The organism is Nitrosomonas ureae, from assembly GCF_900108305.1.
In the GTDB taxonomy this organism is placed as follows: domain Bacteria; phylum Pseudomonadota; class Gammaproteobacteria; order Burkholderiales; family Nitrosomonadaceae; genus Nitrosomonas; species Nitrosomonas ureae_B.
Genome location: NZ_FNUX01000018.1, coordinates 34,863 through 58,794 on the forward strand (window position 1 = coordinate 34,863; position 23,932 = coordinate 58,794).

The 23,932-nt window shown below is 45.8% G+C and carries 27 protein-coding genes; 18 read left to right on the forward strand and 9 right to left on the reverse strand.

Annotated features, from left to right (window positions below):
- Positions 1 to 97 precede the first annotated feature (97 nt).
- Complete coding sequence (phoB, locus tag C4S39_RS10345) at positions 98 to 820, reverse strand: phosphate regulon transcriptional regulator PhoB (RefSeq protein WP_103966928.1); 723 nt, start codon at positions 818 to 820, stop codon at positions 98 to 100.
- An 88-nt stretch (positions 821 to 908) separates the two neighbouring features.
- On the opposite strand from phoB, the gene C4S39_RS10350 reads away from it, so the two are divergent.
- Positions 909 to 1,319, forward strand: coding sequence for a gamma-butyrobetaine hydroxylase-like domain-containing protein (locus tag C4S39_RS10350; RefSeq protein WP_103966929.1), 411 nt, complete (start codon positions 909 to 911; stop codon positions 1,317 to 1,319).
- Positions 1,320 to 1,373: 54 nt separating this feature from the next.
- On the forward strand, positions 1,374 to 2,108 hold the full coding sequence (gene ubiE, locus C4S39_RS10355; RefSeq protein ID WP_103966930.1) for a bifunctional demethylmenaquinone methyltransferase/2-methoxy-6-polyprenyl-1,4-benzoquinol methylase UbiE: 735 nt from the start codon (positions 1,374 to 1,376) through the stop codon (positions 2,106 to 2,108).
- A gap of 117 nt (positions 2,109 to 2,225) precedes the next feature.
- On the opposite strand, the gene C4S39_RS10360 is transcribed toward ubiE, so the two are convergent.
- Complete coding sequence (locus C4S39_RS10360) at positions 2,226 to 2,609, reverse strand: exosortase system-associated protein, TIGR04073 family (RefSeq protein ID WP_103966931.1); 384 nt, start codon at positions 2,607 to 2,609, stop codon at positions 2,226 to 2,228.
- A gap of 645 nt (positions 2,610 to 3,254) precedes the next feature.
- On the opposite strand from C4S39_RS10360, the gene C4S39_RS16130 reads away from it, so the two are divergent.
- Together C4S39_RS16130 and C4S39_RS10370 are read left to right on the forward strand one after the other, a co-directional pair.
- On the forward strand, positions 3,255 to 3,476 hold the full coding sequence (locus C4S39_RS16130; RefSeq protein WP_103966932.1) for a DUF7220 family protein: 222 nt from the start codon (positions 3,255 to 3,257) through the stop codon (positions 3,474 to 3,476).
- Positions 3,477 to 3,698: 222 nt separating this feature from the next.
- Positions 3,699 to 4,235 (forward strand): Slp family lipoprotein, encoded by a 537-nt coding sequence (locus C4S39_RS10370; protein WP_103966933.1) that lies wholly within the window; start codon positions 3,699 to 3,701, stop codon positions 4,233 to 4,235.
- 60 nt (positions 4,236 to 4,295) lie between these two features.
- On the opposite strand, the gene C4S39_RS10375 is transcribed toward C4S39_RS10370, so the two are convergent.
- Entirely contained in the window at positions 4,296 to 5,243 is a 948-nt protein-coding gene (locus C4S39_RS10375) for a GGDEF domain-containing protein (protein ID WP_181023806.1), read from the reverse strand.
- Between the two features lie 536 nt (positions 5,244 to 5,779).
- On the opposite strand from C4S39_RS10375, the gene C4S39_RS10380 reads away from it, so the two are divergent.
- From C4S39_RS10380 to C4S39_RS10390, 3 genes are all read left to right on the forward strand, one after another.
- Positions 5,780 to 6,082 carry an antibiotic biosynthesis monooxygenase gene (locus C4S39_RS10380; protein ID WP_103966935.1) on the forward strand — a complete coding sequence of 101 codons (303 nt, stop codon included), beginning with the start codon at positions 5,780 to 5,782 and terminating at the stop codon, positions 6,080 to 6,082.
- A complete protein-coding gene (locus tag C4S39_RS10385; protein ID WP_103966936.1) occupies positions 6,082 to 7,266 on the forward strand; it encodes an iron-containing alcohol dehydrogenase in 1,185 nt (394 codons plus the stop codon). Before C4S39_RS10380 ends, C4S39_RS10385 begins: the two co-directional genes overlap by 1 nt.
- A 132-nt stretch (positions 7,267 to 7,398) precedes the next feature.
- Positions 7,399 to 7,569 carry an addiction module protein gene (locus tag C4S39_RS10390; RefSeq protein WP_258039402.1) on the forward strand — a complete coding sequence of 57 codons (171 nt, stop codon included), beginning with the start codon at positions 7,399 to 7,401 and terminating at the stop codon, positions 7,567 to 7,569.
- 104 nt (positions 7,570 to 7,673) lie between these two features.
- Here C4S39_RS10390 and C4S39_RS10395 read toward each other — a convergent pair whose 3' ends face one another.
- Positions 7,674 to 8,387, reverse strand: a complete 714-nt coding sequence (locus C4S39_RS10395) for a dienelactone hydrolase family protein (protein WP_103966938.1) — start codon at positions 8,385 to 8,387, stop codon at positions 7,674 to 7,676.
- Between the two features lie 112 nt (positions 8,388 to 8,499).
- On the opposite strand from C4S39_RS10395, the gene C4S39_RS10400 reads away from it, so the two are divergent.
- The gene (locus C4S39_RS10400) at positions 8,500 to 9,021 is read left to right on the forward strand and encodes a GlcG/HbpS family heme-binding protein (protein WP_103966939.1); all 522 of its coding nucleotides are present in this window, start codon (positions 8,500 to 8,502) and stop codon (positions 9,019 to 9,021) included.
- A 7-nt stretch (positions 9,022 to 9,028) separates the two neighbouring features.
- Here the strand turns inward: C4S39_RS10400 and holB are convergent, their stop codons facing one another.
- Positions 9,029 to 10,069, reverse strand: coding sequence for a DNA polymerase III subunit delta' (gene holB / locus C4S39_RS10405; protein WP_103966940.1), 1,041 nt, complete (start codon positions 10,067 to 10,069; stop codon positions 9,029 to 9,031).
- Positions 10,062 to 10,688 carry a dTMP kinase gene (tmk, locus tag C4S39_RS10410; RefSeq protein WP_103966941.1) on the reverse strand — a complete coding sequence of 209 codons (627 nt, stop codon included), beginning with the start codon at positions 10,686 to 10,688 and terminating at the stop codon, positions 10,062 to 10,064. The genes holB and tmk overlap by 8 nt, the downstream gene beginning before the upstream one ends.
- 77 nt (positions 10,689 to 10,765) lie before the next feature.
- Here tmk and ampD point away from each other — a divergent pair, with 77 nt between their 5' ends.
- The gene (gene ampD / locus C4S39_RS10415) at positions 10,766 to 11,338 is read left to right on the forward strand and encodes a 1,6-anhydro-N-acetylmuramyl-L-alanine amidase AmpD (RefSeq protein ID WP_103966954.1); all 573 of its coding nucleotides are present in this window, start codon (positions 10,766 to 10,768) and stop codon (positions 11,336 to 11,338) included.
- A 32-nt stretch (positions 11,339 to 11,370) separates the two neighbouring features.
- On the opposite strand, the gene C4S39_RS10420 is transcribed toward ampD, so the two are convergent.
- Genes C4S39_RS10420 through queG form a run of 3 tightly spaced genes read right to left on the reverse strand, consistent with a single transcriptional unit; the run spans position 11,371 to position 14,638 of the window.
- Positions 11,371 to 12,282, reverse strand: a complete 912-nt coding sequence (locus C4S39_RS10420) for a D-hexose-6-phosphate mutarotase (protein ID WP_258039399.1) — start codon at positions 12,280 to 12,282, stop codon at positions 11,371 to 11,373.
- A gap of 33 nt (positions 12,283 to 12,315) precedes the next feature.
- On the reverse strand, positions 12,316 to 13,530 hold the full coding sequence (gene purT, locus C4S39_RS10425; protein ID WP_374953030.1) for a formate-dependent phosphoribosylglycinamide formyltransferase: 1,215 nt from the start codon (positions 13,528 to 13,530) through the stop codon (positions 12,316 to 12,318).
- Positions 13,520 to 14,638: a tRNA epoxyqueuosine(34) reductase QueG gene (queG, locus tag C4S39_RS10430; protein ID WP_103966943.1), complete on the reverse strand. Its 1,119-nt coding sequence runs from the start codon at positions 14,636 to 14,638 to the stop codon at positions 13,520 to 13,522. Before queG ends, purT begins: the two co-directional genes overlap by 11 nt.
- Between queG and tsaE the strand changes: the two genes are divergently transcribed.
- The 9 genes from tsaE to hpnA all read left to right on the forward strand — a co-directional run bounded on the left by tsaE (position 14,633) and on the right by hpnA (position 23,836).
- Complete coding sequence (gene tsaE / locus C4S39_RS10435; RefSeq protein ID WP_103966956.1) at positions 14,633 to 15,139, forward strand: tRNA (adenosine(37)-N6)-threonylcarbamoyltransferase complex ATPase subunit type 1 TsaE; 507 nt, start codon at positions 14,633 to 14,635, stop codon at positions 15,137 to 15,139. The two genes, queG and tsaE, sit on opposite strands and share 6 nt — an antisense overlap.
- The gene (locus C4S39_RS10440; RefSeq protein ID WP_103966944.1) at positions 15,103 to 16,575 is read left to right on the forward strand and encodes an N-acetylmuramoyl-L-alanine amidase; all 1,473 of its coding nucleotides are present in this window, start codon (positions 15,103 to 15,105) and stop codon (positions 16,573 to 16,575) included. Before tsaE ends, C4S39_RS10440 begins: the two co-directional genes overlap by 37 nt.
- A gap of 234 nt (positions 16,576 to 16,809) precedes the next feature.
- The gene (locus tag C4S39_RS10445) at positions 16,810 to 17,922 is read left to right on the forward strand and encodes an MlaE family ABC transporter permease (RefSeq protein WP_103966945.1); all 1,113 of its coding nucleotides are present in this window, start codon (positions 16,810 to 16,812) and stop codon (positions 17,920 to 17,922) included.
- A 4-nt stretch (positions 17,923 to 17,926) separates the two neighbouring features.
- Positions 17,927 to 18,736: an ABC transporter ATP-binding protein gene (locus C4S39_RS10450; protein ID WP_103966946.1), complete on the forward strand. Its 810-nt coding sequence runs from the start codon at positions 17,927 to 17,929 to the stop codon at positions 18,734 to 18,736.
- The gene (locus tag C4S39_RS10455) at positions 18,709 to 19,605 is read left to right on the forward strand and encodes an MlaD family protein (protein WP_103966947.1); all 897 of its coding nucleotides are present in this window, start codon (positions 18,709 to 18,711) and stop codon (positions 19,603 to 19,605) included. The genes C4S39_RS10450 and C4S39_RS10455 overlap by 28 nt, the downstream gene beginning before the upstream one ends.
- On the forward strand, positions 19,602 to 20,228 hold the full coding sequence (locus C4S39_RS10460; protein WP_103966948.1) for an ABC-type transport auxiliary lipoprotein family protein: 627 nt from the start codon (positions 19,602 to 19,604) through the stop codon (positions 20,226 to 20,228). Before C4S39_RS10455 ends, C4S39_RS10460 begins: the two co-directional genes overlap by 4 nt.
- A gap of 222 nt (positions 20,229 to 20,450) precedes the next feature.
- The gene (lysA, locus tag C4S39_RS10465; RefSeq protein WP_103966949.1) at positions 20,451 to 21,704 is read left to right on the forward strand and encodes a diaminopimelate decarboxylase; all 1,254 of its coding nucleotides are present in this window, start codon (positions 20,451 to 20,453) and stop codon (positions 21,702 to 21,704) included.
- A gap of 69 nt (positions 21,705 to 21,773) precedes the next feature.
- On the forward strand, positions 21,774 to 22,832 hold the full coding sequence (locus tag C4S39_RS10470) for a phytoene/squalene synthase family protein (RefSeq protein ID WP_103966950.1): 1,059 nt from the start codon (positions 21,774 to 21,776) through the stop codon (positions 22,830 to 22,832).
- A gap of 14 nt (positions 22,833 to 22,846) precedes the next feature.
- Complete coding sequence (hpnA, locus tag C4S39_RS10475; RefSeq protein ID WP_103966951.1) at positions 22,847 to 23,836, forward strand: hopanoid-associated sugar epimerase; 990 nt, start codon at positions 22,847 to 22,849, stop codon at positions 23,834 to 23,836.
- Positions 23,837 to 23,932 lie beyond the last annotated feature (96 nt).

A 23,932-nucleotide genomic window follows, 5' to 3' on the forward strand; every position in this document is an offset into this window, starting at 1 on the left:
TCAATTTCACCGCGTTTGAAGAAGCATCGCAATACACATGGATCAATGTTCTGATTGATCGGATTCATCACTGCAACACTCTGCAACACAAACATTATCAGATTTCCTTATTTGAAACATCAGCGAGGGCTATGGCAACTGCGGAGAACCGATAACCTGTTCCCCTGACAGTTTGTATCCAGTTGTCTTTACCTGACCAGTGCAAAGCTTTCCGTAACCGGAGGATATGCACGTCAACAGTACGCTCCTCGACAAATACACGATCGCCCCATACTCGATCCAATAATTGACTACGCGAATAGGTACGTTCGGCATGCAACATCATAAAATACAGCAAGCGATACTCTGTCGGCCCCAGTTCAATTTCTTTATTTCCGTCGGTAACACGATGATTGACTGGATCCAATCGCAACCCATGGATTTCAACCACTTGTGCAGAAGCTTCCGGGATCAGCCGACGCAAGACCGCATTAATTCGTGCGATCAATTCACGCGGTGAAAAAGGCTTTGTCACGTAATCATCCGCGCCTATCTCCAGGCCGGCCACTTTATCCGCTTCCTGGGTTCGTGCTGTCAGCATAATAATCGGGATAAGGCGAGTGCGTTCATTGCGCCGTAGAATTCGTGCAAAATCTATACCGGCCATATTGGGCAGCAACCAATCCAACAAAATCAAATCCGGCAGTGCATCATGGATGATCGCCATTGCTTTCTCCGCATCTTCAGCACAAATGCTTTCATATCCCGCCTGCTGCAAATTATAAGCAATCAGCTCCCGGATAGCCGCTTCATCTTCCACGATCAGTATTTTTGCACTCATGCTTATATTCCTGCATCAATAATTTTTTGCACAGTTTGCTACAATGGAGCCATTGCACATCCTTAATTCATCATATTAAATAAAGAACATGGCTGGTTTAACTAAACACACACCGCATCCGACAGAAATCAAGCTGCATCAGAAATCCGGAATTCTGGATATTACTTTCTCTGATGGCAAATCCTTTCAATTCTCATGTGAATTTTTGCGCGTTCATTCACCCTCTGCCGAAGTCAGTGGCCATGGTCCGGGGCAAGAGGTACTGCAAACTGGCAAGAAGACGGTCGGTATCAGCAAAATCGATCCTGTTGGTAATTATGCCATACAACTCAATTTCACCGATGGCCATAATACAGGGCTTTATTCATGGGATCTGTTATATAACTTTGGTCTTAATCAGGATACAATGTGGCAGCGTTACTTGCAGCGCTTAGAAGCAGCCGGTGCCAGCAGAGAACTCGAAATTAAACCTCAAAAGACGCATCATTCCTGCAAATAACTTATTATCAATAATTATTCACCCGCCACACCCAATTCAATTCAAATTAATGTCATGACTAAAACAACTCATTTTGGTTTTAATACTGTTGCAGAGGATGAAAAGGCGGGCAAAGTCGCTGAGGTTTTTCATTCTGTCGCGGAACGCTACAATTTAATGAACGATCTTATGTCAATTGGAATGCACCGGTTATGGAAACGTTTTGTAATGGAAACCAGCGGAATAAAACCGGGTGACAAGGTATTGGATATCGCCGGAGGCACTGGAGATTTAAGCGTATTATTTTTACAGAAAGTAGGGAAATCCGGGCAGGTGTGGCTAACTGATATTAATAATTCCATGCTTTCGATCGGACGCGACCGCCTGATTGATAAAGGTACACCGACTCCGGTCGCTCAATGTGATGCCGAAAAACTACCTTTCCCAGATAATTATTTTAACTGCGTCAGTGTAGCGTTTGGTTTGCGAAATATGACCCATAAGGATATCGCACTTAAAGAAATGTTACGAGTCATAAAACCGGGCGGAACGGTTCTCGTACTGGAATTTTCCAAAATTTGGAAGCTGCTTCAGCCTGCCTACGATGCCTATTCGTTCAAATTACTACCCGCAATGGGAAAAATGATTGCCAATGACGCGGAAAGCTATCAATATTTAGCGGAATCCATTCGCATGCATCCTTCTCAAGACGAATTAAAAGAACTTATGGAGCAGGTTGGTTTCGAGCGCGTGGAATACTTCAATCTAACCGCAGGCATTGTGGCGCTCCATCGAGGATATAAATTTTAACCCTTTCCCGATTCCATCGATATGCGTCTCAATAAGAAGTGAGCTGCACCGTCAAAGATAGAATCCGTTTTTTTACGGCACAGCTCCGAAACAGGGAATGCAATATCAAAGTAGTTTTTACCTGGCCATACGCCACCCAATATAATCAGAATCTTTCGAGAAATCCTCCCAAACGAACAACGGGTCAGGGGTTGGATAAGTTGGAAGCCAAAAAGTGGCAAGATCCAATGCACCAGACCCAGTACGGCCTGCAGTGTGAAAAATACCCCATAACAATCCTTCGGCAGCGCCTATGACAGCATTGCTATCTCTTTGGCTCCACAAATTAATATTTTTTGGCAACTCCATCCATCCGGTGGCTACATTAGCAATACCACTTACAATCTTCGTACCTGCCCTTTTAACATAAACTCTACTAGAAATTTCTTCCATTGCCTGAACCTGCGACGAAAAAATAAAACACAGCAACATTCCCAAAACTAATTGTTTAATTATTCTCATTATTCATATCTCCCCAACAATTTTAAACAATAGCGGCCATCAATCCATTGAAATATTCAGTGCATGATATCGAGTATAGTATGATTGAAACTCAGTTAATTAACTATGGAGAGATTCTAAAATGTCTAATATGCTGGAAATCGTTTTATATTCTGCAATTGCATTAGTTGCGGGATTACTTGTTGCGCAGTTTATCAATGAGAAATTTCGCAAGTAATAGATCTGCTCAAGAATCTTTCATGCAGCCTTGTGCTCCTAATTCCGATTGGGCATCTCATCCTTATTCATCTTCAATCTTCGTTGCTTTCTTTTGCCCGATTACTGATAACCGCTAATTGCTACACAACTACAAAATGAGTCAATCAGAGATATGCCTGGAATCAATAAATCCGGTACGCTCAGGTAACATAGTTTTTAAAAAATAAAAAACTAACTAACTTATATGCATGCAATTGGTATAACACCTTTAATTACACAAAAAATCTAAAAAATGACAAAACCAATATTGATAATCACATTGATGCTTTCATTGATTCTATACGGATATTATGCAGTAACCGGTAATGAATCAGTCTTGGCGCCCATACTGCTTGGTCTCCTTGTTTCATTTACTTGTGCAATGCTATTGCTGACAAAGAAATAGCGATGCAAACCAGGACCCAATCACTCACAGAATCATTTGCTAATGTTACTATTGGCTATTTTGTAGCCTTAGCCGCACAAATGATCGTATTTCCGCTTTATGAAATAGAAGTCAGCATAAGCCAAAACATTCAAATCGGATTGATCTTCACAGCTGTTTCGATAGCGCGCAGCTATCTGTTGAGGCGGTTTTTTAACCATTACCATCACCCATCCGCAAGATAGAGTGACCATACGCAAATAGTCACAGTAAATAGTTTCTCAAAGCATATCTCAACGCTGCTGCAATAATAACCGTATGAATATTTCCATTGATCAATCCTGCAATTCAAACTAAAGCTTGCAGCAAGAGTCTTAGCAACAAACTCACACATTGAATTTGTTGTACAACGATTAAATTAATACATTGCGCCGGATCAATTTCAAATAAATCGCAGGAGAAAAATCATGAAACCATTTTTACTATTGCTTTATTTGCTATTGAGCGCCTGCGCCGGATTACCGTCGGCTATCGAAAATGCGCCGGCAATAAACGTTTCCTATAATCAGATCAGTCATGACATCAATAATTATAAAGATGCGCCTGTTCGCTGGGGGGGCGTGATTATTGACGTGGAAAATGAAGCGCATGCAAGTTTGATACAGGTTTTATACTACCCTCTCGATTTCAGCGGCCGCCCGCAGTTACACAAAACAGGTGCAGGCCGCTTTGTGGTTAAAAGCGCCGAGTTCCTGGACCCGGCCGTCTATGCCAAAGATAAGGAAATTACCGTTGCCGGGGTAATTACGGGGGATATTGAACAAACTGTTGGCAAAAGAGTTATTCAAGTACCATTGTTATCTGCAACGGCAATTCATCTTTGGCCGACCTATCCTAATTATAATGACTACCGGGGTTACAACGGACCTTATCCTTATTTTGGCTATCCAGGCTACTATCCTTATTTCCGTGGAGGGTTTTATGGGCCATATTACCGCTGGTAATCCACAATTATTTTTAGTCGCAACTAAGCAATCGCTTATGCAGCGCCAATAGTCACATAGTTAAAGGACGTCTATTGCACTGGCTTCTCTTTTCTCGAAAACATGCCCATTTTCTAAAAGATTTTCATAAAAATGCAACTGATTCTTACCGCTCTGCTTAGCATGATAAAGCGCTTGATCTGCGCGTCCGATGATTTCGGAAGCCAGGTAATTCAATTCATTAATCAAGGTCGCGCCCATGCTGATTGTCACGGTCTCAATTTGTGGAAAGTGATATTCTTGAATCTTGTTGCGAAAACGCTCCAGTGCTTTATAAGCCTCTTCCTTATCGGGCGCACGGAAAATCACCACAAACTCCTCTCCGCCAAAGCGAAACAATAAATCCCTTGCGCGGAAATTTTGCTTCATCACATAGGATAACAACAGTAAAACCTCATCTCCCATGATATGGCCAAACCGGTCATTGATCGACTTAAAATCATCAATATCAATGATAGCGAGGCAGAATTTTTCCGTTTCCACTTTTGGCCTTCTTCGGTTCAACATATTACCGTCATGGTCTTGACCAATATCGGGGCCCGCAGTAAGTGCGCTTATTTTCTTGATATTCTCTTCAAAAGTTTGACGATTCAATAAACCGGTTAGTTTGTCTTTCTGACTTTCATCCAACAAGCTACGGAAGTTATGCGTAATACTCAGCAAGCTGGAAATGATCAGCATTTCTCCTTCAGTCAATGGATGAGGAAGCTCAAAAGTCAACATCTCCTCAATTTTGTTCACAGTCAGTATGGGATACACCACCAGGCACCGATCTCCCCGGTAATGAATATAAGGTTTCCTGGTTGTTTCCATCCATAGCTGGGCAGACTTGATTTCCTCAGGAATCGTGATTTCCGATGTACAAATCTCCTGTGATTCTGAAAATTGTCTTTTACTATCATCTTGAATAAAATCAATCGAATAGGTAGACAACCAACACGTAGTATTGGTCTGATCAAGCTTGTACATTGAAATCTGATTAATACTTAAAAGTTCAGCCAAAGTTTTCAATAAACTGAACTCGAACAATTCAATATCCCGAATTGTAGTCAAAGATACTAATTTATTAAGCAAAGAAGGTGGCGCAACATCTTTTTTATTAAGCATATATAAGATTCTGATGACAAGGCGATATTGTGATTATAGCCATATTACCAAGTAGGGAAAACTTCAAAATCAATAAAAGGATCCTGAAATCACACCCGAACAAAACTATTAAATCCGATAAAAGATTCGCTATTGAAACTCCAAGACGCCGCGAATGCCTGAAAAACTCCCACAGAATTAGTAGTAGAATACCCGCAGACTTGCATACCCGGATTGACTATCCGGGCAGTTCTGACAGCAAACACAACGCTCAGCAGCCAGCCATCGGATAAACAAGGAAAAAATAACCTGTGCCTGACAAATAAGAATTCTGAGCTCGTTTTTAGCGCCACAACGGTAACGCAAATGATTTCTCAGTCACCCGTTAAACGACAAAAATTGATGAAAGGAATAAAATCATGCATGTAACCATCGTCACTGTTTCAATCAAACCGGAAAAAGTGGAAGCATTCAAGGAAGCTTGCCGATACAATCACGAAAATTCCATTCTTGAGCCGGGTAATGTGCGTTTTGATATTTTGCAATCCGCGGATGATCCGGCAAAATTTGTATTGTACGAAGCCTATAAAACCCGGCAGGACGCAGCCGCCCATAAAGAGACGGCGCATTACCTGACATGGCGCGATGCCGTTGCGGATTGGATGGCCGAACCCCGCAAAGGTATCGTCTATCAAGGCTTATATCCGATCGTAAAAAGCTAATGGTCAATTTCTCCATCGCCCGATTACCGCGCATTGAATTTGGCGCGGGCGTTATCAAGAAACTACCAGATATCATTACAGGCTATGGATCGAATATTTTGCTTGTCACGGGCGCCCGCTCGTTCTTGGGTACCAGTCACGGGCAATCTTTTCTTGATCAACTCAAACAGCGTGCAATTACCTGGCAGCATTGCATGATTGCCGAAGAACCCTCCCCCACTCTGATCGATGACCTTGTCAAAACCTTTGCAAATGAAACTTTTGATGCCGTGATCGGAATCGGCGGCGGCAGTGCACTCGATGCCGCCAAAGCGATTGCCGGATTACTGAAAGTACAACGCTCTGTCATGGATTATCTCGAAGGCGTCGGCCCGGAGTTACCGTACCACGGCCCGGCCATTCCATTCATTGTCGTACCTACCACCGCTGGCACGGGTAGCGAAGCCACCAAAAATGCCGTGCTCAGCGTGCAGGGCGAAAACGGGTTCAAGAAATCCTTCCGTCACGACAAACTGGTCGCCGAATACGCCATCGTCGATCCGGATTTGCTTGCCAGCTGCCCGCCCAGTGTGATCGCCGCCAACGGCATGGATGCGTTGACGCAACTACTGGAATCCTATGTTTCCACCAAATCCAACGCTTTCACCGATGCTCTGGCGATCAGCGGCCTGCAGGCCGTGCGCGATGCGCTGATCCCGCTTTACCACCAGCAAGGGAAGCTTGCACAACATCGCGAAAAAATGGCCTATGCCGCGCTGTTATCAGGAATCACACTGGCGCAAGTCGGCCTCGGTTCGGTACATGGCCTGGCATCGCCATTAGGTGCTTTTTACCCGATCCCGCACGGCGTGGTATGCGGCACCCTGGTCGCATCTGCCACGCGAATCAACATTCAAAGCATGCTGGCACGGGAACCCACCAACAAAGCACTGGCAAAGTACCTGCACGTCGCAGAAATTCTCTGCCAGAAACGCTTTATCGATCCCCAAGCCGCATATAACGCATTAATTGACCTGCTGGCGCGATGGACCAACGAACTCACCCTGCCGCGTCTGTCACTTTACGGACTGCAGGAAACCGCATTGGATAAAGTCATCGCCAATTGCCGCGGCAGCAGCATGAAAACCAACCCTATTGTGCTCACCGATGAAGAAATCAGGCGGATTTTGCTGGAACGTTTATAGTCAATTGACATTCCTCAATCTATGAACTACAAATAAATTTTTGTTAAAAATTAGAAAGTGGACACAAATCAAATTAAGCAAGGTGGATAGAACCATGAAAAAATAACCGCAGCAGATGCCATTTCACTCTTCATCCCTGAGAGAATCCAATTAGTGGAAGATATTTGGGATACGATAGCCGCTGAAGCTCAGTCCATCGAACTAACGGCAGAAGAGAAAAAAACAATTGATGAACGATTGGAGTCCTATCATAAAAACCCTGATTTAGGCTCTCCCTGGGAAGATGTTTATAAGAGGATTTAAGCAAGCCATGAAATATAAAGTCATTGTCAGCGTGTTTCCTGCTGGGCATTCTGAACCGGATCGGGCGCTTTGAGCCGGTTCAGTCTTAAGTCGTTTTTCGCAGTTTAGCAAAAAATCTCCCTCAGAAAATCAGCAACCGACCGATACGCCCGATTTGCCGCGATTTCCTTGTATACCGTGCCAAAGCCGGGATTATTGGCTTTGGGGTTGGTGAAGGCGTGCATCGTACCGCCGTAGACGTGCACTTGCCAATCCACATTCGCTTGGGTCATCTCGGTTTCAAATGCGAGCACTTGCTCGGGCGGCACCATCGGGTCATCGTGGCCATGCAGACAAAGCACTTTTGCGGTGATGTTTGCATTCGCAACATTGCCCGGCGCAAAAATGCCGTGAATACTGATCACGCCTTTAACATCCGCACCGGAACGCGCCAGCTCCAGCACGCACATGCCGCCGAAACAATAGCCCATCGCGACAATTTTAGTGGCGTCGACCTGTGGCAATTGGCACACGGCATGCAATGCGGCGTTGATTCTGCGCCGCAGCAGGGCGCGATCCTGGGCAAACGGCGCCATCAAGGCGCCATTCTTTTCCGCATCGCCATCGGCGCCGAATATGCCTTTGCCGTACATATCCAGCGCAAAACCGGCATAACCCATATCGGCGATTCTTTCCGCCCCTTTGCAGGCCATTTCGCGCCGTCCGCTCCAGTCGTGTGCAACCAATACCACGGGCTGCGGCTTGCCGGTGTCGTTATAGGCCAGATAGCCCTCCAAACTTGTGTTTCCATCCAGATAATCGATCGTTTTTGTAATCATGCCATTACCTCTTTTCGCAAATAATAGGATTTGTTGTCAATTAAAACAGTGATAATCTTATGGTGCAATGTTTAATGTACTTGTATGAAATACTCATTCAAAGGATTCGATTATGACCCCTACACTCAAATCATTATTAACCGGCATTTCCGCGTTTACGTTGTATACAGCGTCCGTTCAGATCTCGGCGCAGAGTTTTCCTACACAAAAAACCCTGCCGCTTGAATTATCAACCCAGGCAGCAATGTCGGCAATCAAAAAATGCCACGACGATGGATTTAAAGTCAGCGTAGCTATTGTGGACCAATCCGGTTTGCTCAAGGTGCAGTTGAAAGCCGATGGCGCCGGGCCGCACACGCTCGATAGCAGCCGTCGCAAAGCCTATACCGCCAATAGCTTGCGCGATTCGACGCATAAATTTGCCGTACTGGTAGCGCAAAAACCGGAATTGCAAAGCTTAATGCGCTTGAACGAAAGCATTCTGTTATTGGGCGGCGGTTTCCCAATCAAAATCGGCGGTGAAGTGATGGGCGGTATCGGCGTCGGCGGCGCGCCCGGGATTGAGTATGATGAAGTGTGCGCCAGCGCAGCATTGAAAGTCTTGAAAGCGGATGATACGTTTGAGAAAAAATGACGGGGGATTACTCTCCCTGCATCATGACAGTGTACGCGATGAACATTTCCTCCAAAAACAGGCGTGGATTGAGCGGATGATGCGACAGGTGCTGTTTGGTGTTGAGTTCGCGGGTAAATCTCACGCACTCAACGAGGTTGATTTGCCCGCTTAGCGCTTGAATGGCTCGCAACTGTTTCAAATAGTAGCGGATTTTCCCGGTAGTGCGATAGCTGACCAAGTCATAGCACCATTTTTGCAGCCAACCGACTACAATTGACAGACTCGTTTGCTGCAATGCTCCGGCCAGCATCAGTGGATCAAACTGCTTGGGATGGGCCATGTGCTGGATAAATTGTTCATAGTGCGCCGCGTACTCCCCCTTATCCAACAACAATGCGGATAAGGGCGCATAACCCGCGGCAGCGAGCTTGCTTTCAGGATCACTGACCGCTTGCTGCTGCAACCACGCCACGGAAGACTCAACATCCGGCATCGGCATCGAAATCTGCTGACAACGGCTGCGTATGGTCGGCAGCAAATGCTGCGCCTGGTGCGTGATCAGTATGAACAATACATTCTCCGGCGGCTCTTCAAGTTTTTTCAGCAAGGCATTGGCCGAGGCGGTATTCATCGTTTCCGCAGGATAAATCAGAATAATCTTGTAACCGCCTTGATGGCCGGTCAGATAAACAAAATCAGTCAATTTCCGAATCTGCTCGATGCTGATTTGCTGGCTGGCGCTTTTCTTGGCCGTAGCGCTGGCGGATTTTTCTTCGCCTTCTTCCTTCTCGCCGCCTCCCCCGGAAATGACAGCGAGCGCTTCCGGCATCACCGGATAAAAATTAGGATGGCTATCGTGTTCAAACCAGCCACAACTCAAACATTTTCCGCAAGCCTGATGATCAACCAGGGGAGCGGTGCAAAGCAATGATTTGGCCAGTTGACACGCAAAATCATATTTGCCAATGCCCTGCTTACCTTTGAGCAGCAATGCATGACCCCGGAATTGACGGCTATGCATCAATTTCGACCAGATCTCCTGTTGCCAGTTATAAATTTCACTCATGATGCAACAAAGGCTGCAAGATTTGTTCAACCGCAGCTTTGACTTCCGGTAACGATCGGTTGCTGTCGATAATTTTGATGCGGTCAGAAAACCGCTGCGCTCTATCCAGATACGCTGCGCGCACCCTCAGGAAGAAATCGGCTTGCTCTTGCTCGAACCGATCCACGACTCCTCCTCGACTCACACGCTGCTGCCCCACATCCACCGGGACATCGAAATACAATGTCAAATCCGGCTGCAAACCATTTTGCACCCATTGCTCCAGAATAACCAGCTTAGCGCTATCCAATCCCCTGCCTCCACTCTGATAAGCAAAACTGGCATCGGTGAAACGATCCGACAACACCCATTGATCCTGCGCGAGAGCGGGCAAAATAACTTTATCCAAATGTTCACGCCGCGCGGCGAACATCAGCAATGCTTCGGTTTCCGCATGCATGGCCATGGATCTATCCAGCAACAGTGCACGCAATTGCTCGCCCAATGCAGTCCCACCCGGCTCGCGCGTCACCACAACCCGTTTTCCAGCGCGTTGCAATAGTTCGGCTATCCACGCCAACTGGGTCGATTTACCCGCACCGTCGATACCTTCCAGCGTAATGAATTTGCCTTGCTTCATGCGATTCCGGTTTTCAAGTTTGATTAAGCTAGGCTACCATGCAACATCATTTTTTAATTTTCAACTTATTCTATCGCATGCAAATAGATACATCCGGTCTGATTGATACCGTTCCATTCATTGCTTCGCCTAATTGCGACGAACGCCCGGCGGGTGTGGAAATCAACTTATTAGTGATCCATAACATCAGCCTCCCCCCCGATGAATTCGGCGGCACGGGCGTAATTGAGTTGTTTACCAACCAAATCGATCCGCAAGCACACCCTTATCATCAATCGTTACAAGGATTGAAAGTATCGGCGCATTTTTTCATCCGCCGTGATGGCGTAATCATCCAATTTGTCCCCTGTATTAAGCGTGCCTGGCATGCCGGCGTATCTTATTGGCAAGGAAAAGAGCGATGCAACGACTTTTCGATAGGCGTAGAACTCGAAGGCAGTGACATGTCACCGTTTGCTGATAGTCAATATTCATCATTGATTGCACTGACGCAATGTCTGTGCAATCAATATCCCATCCAGCATATCGCCGGGCATTCGGATATCGCACCCGGACGCAAAACTGATCCGGGGCCTTATTTTGATTGGAAAAAATATGCATCCGATTTAGGCGAGAAAAAATTCTTCAATGCAATCCAGAACTTCTTATGATGCGGCAAACGACCGCATCATACTCTTCTCAATCAGTTACGTATCACCCGATAGTTCGCAGTTAATCGGCATTCACTTCCCGGCACGATTTCTATCACATCATTCGCGGCATTCGTGGTTTCAACACACAGCAAGCGCTGATAGTCGGCATCTTCCAGATCGGCCATTTCCTTGGAAATTTTTTCCCAGGGATTCCATACCACTGCGGTTTTGCTGCCTTGCGAAGTAATCCGGATGCGTCGGTTCAGCGCACTATCGTCGATCGTTAAGGTATTGCCGACATCCAGATAAATGCGGTCGACTTCGGATTCGATGATCACTGCATCCGATTGCCGCTTTTGCGCATTGCCGCCGCCCGCCTTATCGATATACTCACAACCTTCCAGACCGAGCACTTTCGTCCGTGCGATATCACCCACTTTAAAGTACGTGTGAAACGCCTGTGTAATGGAGAGTGTTTCTTTTCCGGTATTGCGCGTGATCAACGAAAGATTCAGGGCATCGCCAATTATAATTTCTTGCAACAGACTGAACGATTGCGGCCAGATGGCACGCGTATCCGGCGTATCTTCCAAGCCCAGCGTGACTTTGACATCGCCATTGGCCATAGCTTCGGTTGCCACAACATTCCACGCACGATTACGTACAAATCCATGTCCAGGGCGGCCTTTCCCTTCCGGATCGGCACCAAACCACGGCCAGCAGATCGGCGCGCCGCCTTTAATTGCTTTGCCATCCTGGTAATACGCTTTTTCACTCAGAAATAGAACATCCTCCGGCTCTCCGGCTGGCCGGTACGACAACACCTGTCCGGCATGAAGCGAAATCAGCGCCCCGGCTTTGGCGCTCTTCACCTGGATCATCGGCAATCCGCTGTTGCCGGCTATAAATTCAAGTTGACCTGCAATTTTGTACTTGGCGTTGAGTTCTTCAATAGTCATCATTTTCCTTATCAAGTTATTGGTTATTTTGCTTATTTATACTTTGACAGGCATCACCCGGCTGGCCGCAAGTTTAGCACGGCTTCGCGCTTCGTCCGTGTTAACGCCATTCGCCAACGCAACGCCCATGCGCCGGCGCTGGAATGATCCCGGCTTGCCGAACAAGCGTAAATCGCTATGCGGCACGCTAAGCGCTTCAATCACGCCAGAGAATGCAATGCCTTGCGCTTCCAGTTGACCATAAATCACCGCGCTGGCACCCGGCGCCAACAAGATGGTATCCACCGGCAATCCCAGGATGGCACGCGCATGCAAATCAAACTCGCTCTGTTTCTGGCTGCACATGGTCACCATGCCGGTATCATGCGGCCGCGGACTGACTTCGCTAAACCAGACCTCATCGCCTTTAATAAACAATTCCACACCGAAAACGCCTAAACCGCCCAGGTCATCAGTAATTTTCTTAGCCATCTCACGTGCGCGTTCCAATGCTATCGGTGACATTCCCTGCGGTTGCCAGCTTTCCACATAATCACCCTGCACCTGCACATGACCGATCGCTTCACAGAAATGCGTTTTCACGCTCCCATCTGCACCCAGCGCACGTACCGCCAGTTGCGTGATTTCGTAGTCAAAATGAATCACTCCCTCGACAATCACCCGCCCTTGATTCACCCGGCTGCCACTCGCAGCGTAATGCCATGCCGCTTCAATTTCATCTGCATTTTCGATACGCGACTGTCCCTTGCCCGAAGAGGACATCACCGGTTTTACGATACAGGGATAGCCGATCTTGCCATCAATTGCCACGCGCAGTTCATCCAGACTATTGGCAAAGGCATAAGGTGAAGTGGGCAAATCCAGTGTTTCCGCCGCCAAACAGCGAATTCCTTCGCGATTCATCGTAAGTTTAGCGGCACGCGCAGTCGGAATTACGGTCGCAATCCCCGCTCGCTCGATTTCTATCAACATATCGGTCGCGATAGCTTCAATTTCCGGCACGATGATATCCGGACGCTCCCGCTCGATCAGCACCCGAAGCGCCTGACCATTCGCCATGTTGATCACATGCGCGCGATGCGCCACCTGATGCCCCGGCGCATCGGCATAGCGGTCTACCGCGATGGTCTCCACACCCAGACGCTGCAGCGCGATAATCACTTCCTTGCCGAGTTCGCCACTGCCCAGCAGCATGACTTTGGTCGCTGACGGACTCAGCGGCGTGCCGATAACGGATCGTTCATTCATCATATGTCCTCTGTTGCTGTTCTGTTCGTTTCATATCCTGTTGTTGTAATGCCCATTGCACATGTTCCCGCACCAAAACTGAAGCATCATTTAACCGCGCTTGCAACGCCTGGACGATTTCCGCCGAGTACGGCGCATTCCCCAAGCCAACCGCGATATTACGTAGCCACTGTATATGACCAATACGGCGAATCGCACTGCCAGCCAATTTAGCTTCGAATGTCTCTTGATCCCAGCTAAATAATTCAATCAACGATACATCATCCAATCCATTGCGCACATGAAAATCATTTTCGTTAGTGATTTGGGCAAATTTATTCCACGGACACACCAACTGGCAATCATCGCAGCCATAAATACGATTGCCAATGAGCGGACGTAACGATTCGGGAATGCTGTCTTTTAATTCAATGGTCAAATAGGAAATACAGCGCCGCGCATCAACTTCATACGGTGCAACAATAGCTTGTGTCGGACAAATATCGATACATCGGCTGCAACTGCCACAATAATTTTCAGTTTCTTCATCAACGGGGAGCGGCAGGTCGACATACATTTCACCGAGGAAAAACATCGAACCCGCTTGGCGCGACAACAGCAAAGTATGCTTACCGCGCCAACCCAGGCCGGCTTTCTGCGCCCACGCCACCTCCATCACCGGCGCACTATCGGAAAATACCCGATAATTGAACGCACCTGCTTCCGCTGTCATTTTATCCGCCAATTTTTGCAACCGGGAACGCAGAACCTTATGGTAGTCTCGTCCCAGTGCATAGCGTGAAACAAATGCGCGCTCACCTGAGTGGATCACGTCCCAGCTGTTTTTGACGGCAGGTGGCGCATAATTGATGCACACGGAAATAATTCGCAGTGTTCCAGGTTCAAGTTCGGCGGGACGGGTGCGTTTGGTGCCATGTTTCGCCATATAATCCATTTCGCCGTGATATCCTTTATCCAGCCATGAGAAAAAACCGGATTCGATTACAGCGATATCCGCATTCGCATCGGCGATACGGACATCATGAAAACCCAGTTCCTTGCCCCATGTTTTAATGACAACTGCCAAGGCCGCAAAATCAGATATTTTATTTGTTGAGGTATTCTCTTGCATAGCGTTCATTCGACAGATTCTGAATCAATACAAAGCCATACGCACTATCTTGCCGATGAAGCAGAAACCTTGAAATTCGGTGAAAGATTAGCAACTTGCTTACACCCTGGCTTGATAATTCATCTGCTTGGTAATCTAGGCGCCGGTAAAACCACTTTAACCCGGGGTATTTTACACGGCCTTGGATACTCGCATATCGTCAAAAGCCCTACCTATAATTTAGTTGAAATCTACAAAATCTCTGGGTTATACTTGTATCACTTTGATTTTTATCGATTCAATCATTATTCGGAATGGGAAGAAGCAGGTTTCCGCGATTATTTTAATTCAGATTCGATTTGCTTGGTGGAATGGCCTGAAAAAGCAGGGAGTTTATTGCCAAGCGCCGACCTGCAGTGCTTTCTTAACATACTTGATTCGGGCAGAAATATTGAAATCCGGAGCAGTACAGAGACAGGAAAACAATGCCTGACACATTGGACTACAGAAAAAAGTACCTGATGGCATATTTTAGCGTCTGCAGTAATGCGAACGTGAAAAGTGTTTTTCTGCCATCGCTGATACTAATCTTTTTTTGTTGCTGGATGCTGTTAAGTCAATCCACGCTGGCTGCGGATGCCACTGTTCAATCCGTTCGCGTTGGATTGACTCCTGACTATACACGCATCACCCTTGAATCCGATCGGCCGCTTGAATATGAGCTGAGTATGCTGGATAACCCGCACCGCGTGGTTATTGATCTAAACAATACCAAGCTTAATCCGGTACTGCATGCCTTGCCCCAGAAAGTGGATGCTATCGACCCTTTTGTGCAAAATATCCGTATCGGTCAATTTACTCCGCACGTTATCCGGCTGGTATTTGATCTTAAAGCGCACGTCGTTCCTCGTACATTTGTTGTACCGCCCAAAGAAAATTTTGCTTATCGATTGATATTGGATATTTATCATCCGCACAAAGCGGCTAAAGCGGATTTGAACACTCGTACCCATCCTGCTGCTGTCAAGGCAAATTTTGAAACGGATACTCTGGATGAATTGGTAGCTTCATTAATACAAGACAGCAGCAAACAAGAATCCAACCTGATCCGGGTTGTTCCTCCGTCCTCCCCCAGACTCCAACCGCAACCTGTGAAGCAAGCTGAACAACCAGGCAGTTTTCAAGCGGCGCAATACCGCAAACCCAATTCGACACCACAAAAAAGCAGGGCGCCGCGGATTATCGTTGTAGCAATTGATCCCGGTCACGGTGGCAAGGATCCCGGGGCGGTCGGAAAACAGGGCACTTACGAGAAGGATGTTACGCTGGCAATTGCCAGAAAACTTAAGGAAAAAATTGATAAAGATCCCAGTATGCGGGCTGTTCTAACACGGGATGGCGATCATTATATTTCGCTTCCGCAGCGACGGATAATCGCACGGCGCGCCAATGCCGATTTGTTCGTATCAATACATGCAGACGCCAATCCGAAGTCACACGCTCATGGTTCTTCGGTATTCACCTTATCTGAGCATGGCGCAACTTCAACTACGGCCAGTTGGCTCGCCGACAAGGAAAACAGCGTTGACGGTGATTTGATGGGGGGAATTGACATCACATCGAAATCAAAAGATATCAAAGAATTGCTGCTGGACCTGTCACTCAATGCCGCCATCAACGATAGCGTTAAATTGGCCGAGTATGTACTGAAACAACTTGGTAGTATCAATCACCTGCACAAAAGGAATGTAGAGCAGGCTGGTTTTGCGGTACTCAAATCACCGGATATTCCTTCAATTCTGGTGGAGACCGCTTTCCTCAGCAATCCCAAAGAAGAAGTAAAATTACGCAGCGGCGACTATCAAAACAAAATGGCGGATGCAATGTTTCTGGGGATAAAGAAATATTTTTCCGATAACCCAGCATTAGCTCGCGCTGCGGTAGCGCAAACCAAGTAAGCTTGCTGAATGTTTGTCAGTAGCATAATGAGCCTGATTAAACCACTCTGGTTGTCATAATCCTATACAATGGCATCTTCTGTTTTACGTAGATTTGCAATCTACGCAGTCTAATCAAGAAGCACAAATTTTCTTGTGAGTATTAGATTAACCTCGATCGTTTTTAAATATATTTGGTATTTCTATAAATAGGCCACGCCCAAATTAATATCTGTTCATTACTCTTAAAAAACAATGAATCACTGGTATCAACTGTGTACTAAAGATGGTTCTCCTCACATTCTCCTGACGGGCAGCTATACTTTAGCGGCACTGGGATCCTTGCTGAAAACGTTGGAAGATGGGCTGTCCCGTGAGGCTAAAAATCAGAATCTCTATTGGGATTTAACGGGTATTGACCAAATCGATACTGCTGGCACCATCCTGCTCTGGCGCGTATGGAAAACCAAGCGTCCCGAGCATTTACAACTACGCCCCGAACATGAAAAGATGTTCGAACGGTTAGAACGGCTGCCCACCCTTCAGTCAGGAATCAAACACCGGGACTTACTCTGGCCAATCACTACCTTAGGAAAACTGGTACTGGTGTTATGGCAGCATTCCGTGGATTTGATTGCATTGGTTGGTCAGCTACTGCTTGATATGATTTACTTAATCCGGCATCCTGCTTATATTCCTTGGCGGGAAATCTCTGCAAATCTATACAGAACCGGTGCTCAGGCACTGGGTATCACCGCATTGGTGGGATTTCTAATCGGGATTGTGTTAAGTTATCTCTCTTCCAAACAATTACAAGTATTTGGTGCCGATATCTTCATTATCAACATACTGGGAATTAGCATTATTCGCGAACTAGGCCCCGTGCTGGCGGCAATACTGGTAGCCGGTCGTTCTGGTTCAGCGATGACGGCGCAACTGGGCGTCATGCGTGTAACTCAGGAACTGGATGCTTTGACTGTCATGGGAATTTCCCATAGTCAACGATTAGTCCTACCCAAAGTTGCGGGTCTTGGCATTGCAATGCCGCTGCTGGTCATGTGGACCAGTGCAGTGGCATTATTAGGCGGCATGGTTGCGGCAGAAATACAGCTGGGCTTGCACTATCACTATTTCATTACTGCGCTACCAGATTCTGTGCCGATTGGAAATTTGTGGTTAGGATTAGGAAAAGGAGTTGTATGCGGAATAATGATAGCGTTGATTGCATGCCATTTTGGACTAAAAATTAAACCAAATACTGAAAGTCTGGGTGAGGGTACCACCACTTCTGTCGTAACCGCCATCACCATGGTAATCATTATTGATGCAATTTTTGCAGTACTCTTCTCTGACGTAGGGCTTCCTTAGATTCATGACGGAACCGGAATGTATTATTGAGGTTGAATCATTACACACCCGCTATGGTAATCATGATGTTCATCGCGATGTCAATTTAAATGTGTATCGCGGCGAGATTCTGACTTTGATCGGCGGCTCGGGTAGTGGAAAAACGACTTTGCTGCGTCATATGTTGGGATTAGAGCAACCTTCCCAGGGTACGGTAAAAATTTTCGGCCATTCCCGTAACGATGCCAGCTTCAATCTTCAAGAAAAAATCATACGAAGCCGTTCCGGTGTGCTTTTCCAACAAGGGGCATTATTTAGTGCATTGACTGTGTTTGATAATGTTGCACTGCCCTTGCGTGAGTTGCATATACTCAATGAAGACATGATTCGTGATTTGGTGATGGTTAAACTCAATATGGTGGCAATTGAACCGGAACACGCCAATAAGATGCCGGCAGCCCTATCCGGTGGAATGATCAAGCGCGTCGCTTTAGCCCGCGCACTGGCATTGGATCCAAAAGTATTATTTCTCGATGAACCTACAGCAGGCTTGGATCCCGAGCTGAGTGAAAGTTTTGTGGAATTGATTCTTGCTTTACGCAATGAAATGGATCTCACAATTGTTATGGTTACCCATGACCTTGAAACACTTGTGGCATTGTCTGATCGTATTGCCGTGCTGGCCGATCAACAAGTTATCGTGACAGGTACCTTGGATGAGATATGCCGCTTTCAACACCCATTCATTACCAGTTTTTTTAAAAGCATACGGCATAAAATCGAGCAAAAAAATCACTCGGAGCAAACATGGAAAACCGTGCCCATGCCCTTATAGCCGGCATCTTTGTTATTTTATTGAGTATCTCTGTGGCCTTGGTCGCCATGTGGTTCAGCGGCAACAGCACCAAACGCACAGATTATCTCGTGGTAACCAAGGAATCGGTGAGTGGGCTGAATCCTCAATCTGCCGTGCACTATCGCGGCGTAAATATTGGTAAAGTGGAAAAAATTCAATTTGATCCTGATAATCCACACCAAATACTCATCCATATTGCAGTCAACGAGAATGTTATCCTGAGAAAAAGTGTTTATGCACAATTAGGCTACCAGGGTGTTACAGGACTCGCTTATATTCAGCTAAACGACGATGGCGTGAATAATGAGATACTGAGTGATGAGAGAATTCCAATGCGCCGATCATTACTGGATGAAGTCACCGGCTCCGGTCAGGATTTGCTAACTAATGTCAATAAGTTAGTATTAAAGATGCATCATTTGTTGAATGAGCAAAACCAGAGTCATATCTCACAAATTTTACAAAATATCGATAAAGCAACCAAAAATTTTGACGATATTGCTGGCCACTTACAACCGGTGTTAAGCTCATTTACTGAATTAACCATAGAATCAGGTACCTTGGTCAAACGTTTGGATCAACTGCTGGGCGAGCTCAATCTTACAGTAGCCAAAGCCAATGAAAAAGAAGGTATTTTTGATAGCTTGTCGCAAAGCACCCAGGAACTCGCCACTACTATCCCTGAATTGCGAAAATTGAGTAACAGCCTATTACGTAACTCCAGTAACTTGGATAAAGTGCTTCATCAATTAGAAGAAAACCCACAGAGCTTGATCTTTGGCCGCTCCCCGTCATCACCTGGTCCGGGCGAAACCGGTTTCATTCCACCCACAGAAAATAAACCATGAAGCAAATGCTATTGTTGATCTTCACTATTTTTTTACTCACGAGTTGCACTGGATTGCATAAACCTCAACTCGCGATATCGACTTACGCTTTTGGCATGCAGCATTTACCACTCATTGAACAAGTACCGGATCAACCACATCTACACCGAAAAAGCTTGCTAATTGCTGATGCGGCAACACTCACCTGGCTGGATAATACTGCTATCCATTATCGGTTGATTTATCATAATCCCTCGCAATCATACGCTTATGCTAATAGCCGCTGGATAGCGACACCTGCTACATTGCTCACTCAACAGATACGTAACCGTATCGTTACCAGCACACCTGAGCAAGTCATAAGAGACAGCGGCATAGTAAAACCTGACTATATTTTGCAAATTGAACTGAACGAATTTATTCAGCTGTTCGATGCAGCTGACTCTAGCCATGCCGTGGTTAGCATTCGTGTTAGCTTAATTGAATATAACTCTCGCAAGCTATTTGCTCAAAAAGATTTCAGTGCTACAGAAAGCACCCCTTCCGCTGATGCCGCAGGCGCGGTATTTGCCCTAAGTTCTGCAAGCAATAAACTGATTAATGAATTAGTAAACTGGCTGATCGTAGAACTACCTCCCACTTAACCTAATACGATTGCCAAAATTAATCGCAAGTTCGATTAATTCGTCATTCGCTTATGATAGTATCCGGTAAATTATCATTTAAGGTTTATTCATGCGTTTAATCTGTGCTGCCATTTTCTTAGCTTATTATTTAAGTGCATGCGGTCATAAAGGTCCGCTTTTTCTTCCTCAAACTGATGAAGCTAATCGTATGACATCAAGTGAAAGTGAAATTGAAAGAAAATGAGCGGTTTTCCGGAATTTACCTACCACGATGACGAACTCTGTGTTGAATCAGTGCCTCTAAAACAGATTGCTGAAAAATTCGGAACACCATGCTATGTCTACTCACGGTCAGCCTTGACCAAGGCTTATCAAGAATTCGATACAGCGTTTGCAAATCGTGATCATCTGATTTGTTTTGCAGTTAAAGCCAATTCAAACATTGCCATACTCAATCTTTTCGCCCAACTTGGCAGCGGGTTCGACATTGTATCCGGCGGGGAATTGCAGCGCGTCATTAAAGCTGGCGGAGATCCCGGAAAAACAGTTTTTTCCGGTGTTGGAAAAAGTGCGCATGAAATGCGTATGGCTCTAGAAGTCAATATCTTATGTTTCAATGTAGAATCTGAAGCTGAATTAATTGCTTTAAATAGGATTGCCAAAGACATGGACAAGCTTGCACCGGTCAGTTTACGTATAAATCCGGATGTCGACGCCAAAACACACCCATACATCTCCACCGGCCTCAAAGAAAACAAATTCGGTATTCCTGCCCGTGAAGCTGAAAGGATTTATAAATCCGCGCACTTATATCCCAATATTCGTTTTATCGGCTTGGATTGTCACATTGGCTCGCAGTTGACAGAACTCGAGCCTTTCATGCAAACCAGTAAAAAAATGCTCCACCTACTTGATAGTCTTCAAGCGCAAAATCTGGAGATTGAGCACCTGGATTTAGGTGGAGGATTAGGCATCCGCTATAGCGATGAAATTCTGCCATCGATTAGTGATTATGTTTCCGCGCTTTGTACCAGCACGCATCAAATAAAACAACGCCTCCTAATTGAACCAGGCCGATCTCTGGTGGGTAACGCAGGCACTCTTCTGACACGCATTGAATACTTAAAACATACACCTGCACGTAACTTTGCAATTGTTGATGCGGCAATGAACGATCTGATGCGTCCAGCACTTTATGATGCTTATCATGAAATTTTACCCGTTAACAAAAATTCTGGAGAAATCAAAGATTATCAGATCGTGGGACCTGTATGCGAAACTGGTGATTTTTTAGGTCATGATCGTCGGATCGGTCTGATCGATGGTGATCTTTTGGCTATCATGTCAGCCGGTGCATATGGCATGAGTATGAGCTCAAATTACAATTCGCGGCCGCGCGCTGCTGAAATCATGGTAGACAAGGATACTACCCACATTATCCGGCAACGTGAAACGATTGATCAGTTATTTTCTAACGAGAAAACCCTATCATAGTAAGTAGCATGAATCAGAAGATACATTTATTATTAGTTATCACGCTGTACTGTTTATGATAAATCTGCAATGACAAGCCACTCTCGCATCAACGATGAACAATATCAAGACTACATTCTGCAGGGTGTCTCGCGCACTTTTGCATTAACCATCCCACAATTACCCGAGGCTTTACGACGCATCATAGGCAATGCATATCTGCTTTGCCGTATCACGGATACGATTGAAGATGACAATGCTCTGACGATAGAACAAACCCGGGAATTATCGGACATGTTTGCCGAAGTAGTATGTGGAAATGCATCAGCGGAGGAATTCTCACTAAAATTGTACCCTCTCCTTTCTAACCAAACCATTCCTGCCGAACATGACTTGATTAAAAATACTCCCGCAGTGATTCGTATCACGCACAGTTTTAATCCCGTACAGCGTAAGGCACTGGAACGATGCGTCAGAATCATGGCGCAAGGTATGGCAGACTATCAGGAAACTGAGTCTTTGGAAGGGCTCAAAGATTTATCCGCGATGAATCAGTATTGTTATTACGTTGCAGGCGTTGTCGGTGAAATGTTAACCGAGTTATTCTGTGATTACTCAACGGAAATCAATGCGCACAAACCCGTCTTGATGAAACTTGCCGTATCATTTGGGCAGGGGCTACAAATGACCAATATTCTCAAAGATATATGGGATGACCGTAAACGGGGTGCCTGCTGGTTGCCACAAGATATTTTTCTTAAAAATGGATTTAACCTCGGCAAATTACAGCCTGGTACGAACGATACTAAATTTCAAGCTGGATTGGCAGAACTATTGGGAGTGGCTAAAGGACATCTACTTAACGCCCTGATCTACACCAGTCTAATCCCTCCGCACGAGAAAGGCATCCGCCGATTTTGTTTATGGGCAATCGGCATGGCCATCTTGACGCTTAATAAAATAAATCGACACCGGAATTTTTCTGAAGGAGCGCAAGTCAAGATCAGTCGCCGTAGTGTTAAAGCAACCATCCTAACCACTAGTTTGTTCGCCAGTCACAATTGGATGCTCAAGCTATTGTTCAAGTATACTTCCAGAAATCTCCCTAAAGCTAGCTCACACCAAGCAGCACTATCAGAAATTAACTAAGCAATTACAATAATATGAAATCATTGGTTACAGGAGCAACTGGATTTCTAGGTTCGGCGGTTATGCGATGCCTGCTAACGGCCGGTCATGATGTTCGGGTTTTGGTCAGACCGAACAGTGATCGGAGAAATCTTGAGCGTTTTGCGGTTGAAATTTCAGAAGGTGATCTACGTAACCATGAATCCCTTAAACATGCAGTTCATGGTTGCGATAATCTTTTTCACGTCGCGGCTGATTATCGCCTCTGGGTTCCTGATCCCGAAACCATGTATGACATCAACATCAATGGAACGCGTGCCCTCATTATGGCTGCACATCAGGAAGGCATAAAACGTATCATCTATACCAGCAGTGTAGCGGCACTGGGCCTAAATCCCGATGGATCACCGGCTAACGAAGAAACTATATCAGACATTTCCGCAATTACCGGATACTATAAGCGCTCCAAATATCTTGCCGAACAAATTGTGAAGCAATTAACTGATGAACACCATTTACCCTTAACTATCGTTAACCCTTCGGCTCCGGTAGGTCCCGGAGATATTCGTCCCACCCCAACCGGGCGCATTATATTGGATACACTCCTGGATCGCATGCCTGCCTATGTGAATACCGGCCTAAATATTGCTCATGTTGATGACATCGCACATGGCCATTTACTCGCATACCAGCACGGAAAGCCGGGAGAACGCTACATACTGGGAGGCGATGATATGAGTCTACTGCAAATCTTGCAAGCCATCGATGAAATCAATGGTGTAAAAAAGAATCGTATCAGCATACCTATTAGTGTCATGCTACCTATGGCATGGTGCATGGAAAAAATTGCAAGTCTCACGCACTCAGAACCCCGCGCAACATTGGATAGCGTTCGCATGGCAAAGAAATTGATGTTCTTTTCCAGTAAAAAAGCACAACATGAATTAGGTTATCGATACCGCCCGGCACGTGAAGCTATTAGGGATGCAGTTAGCTGGTTCAAAGAAAATGGCTACAGCAACTAATTAGTCGATTCTGAAAAACCCTTAAGCATTTGATATTAGTTATAAATGCACTGTATGTTAGTGATCATAGCGACCGAAGATGTTAAAATGGCGCTG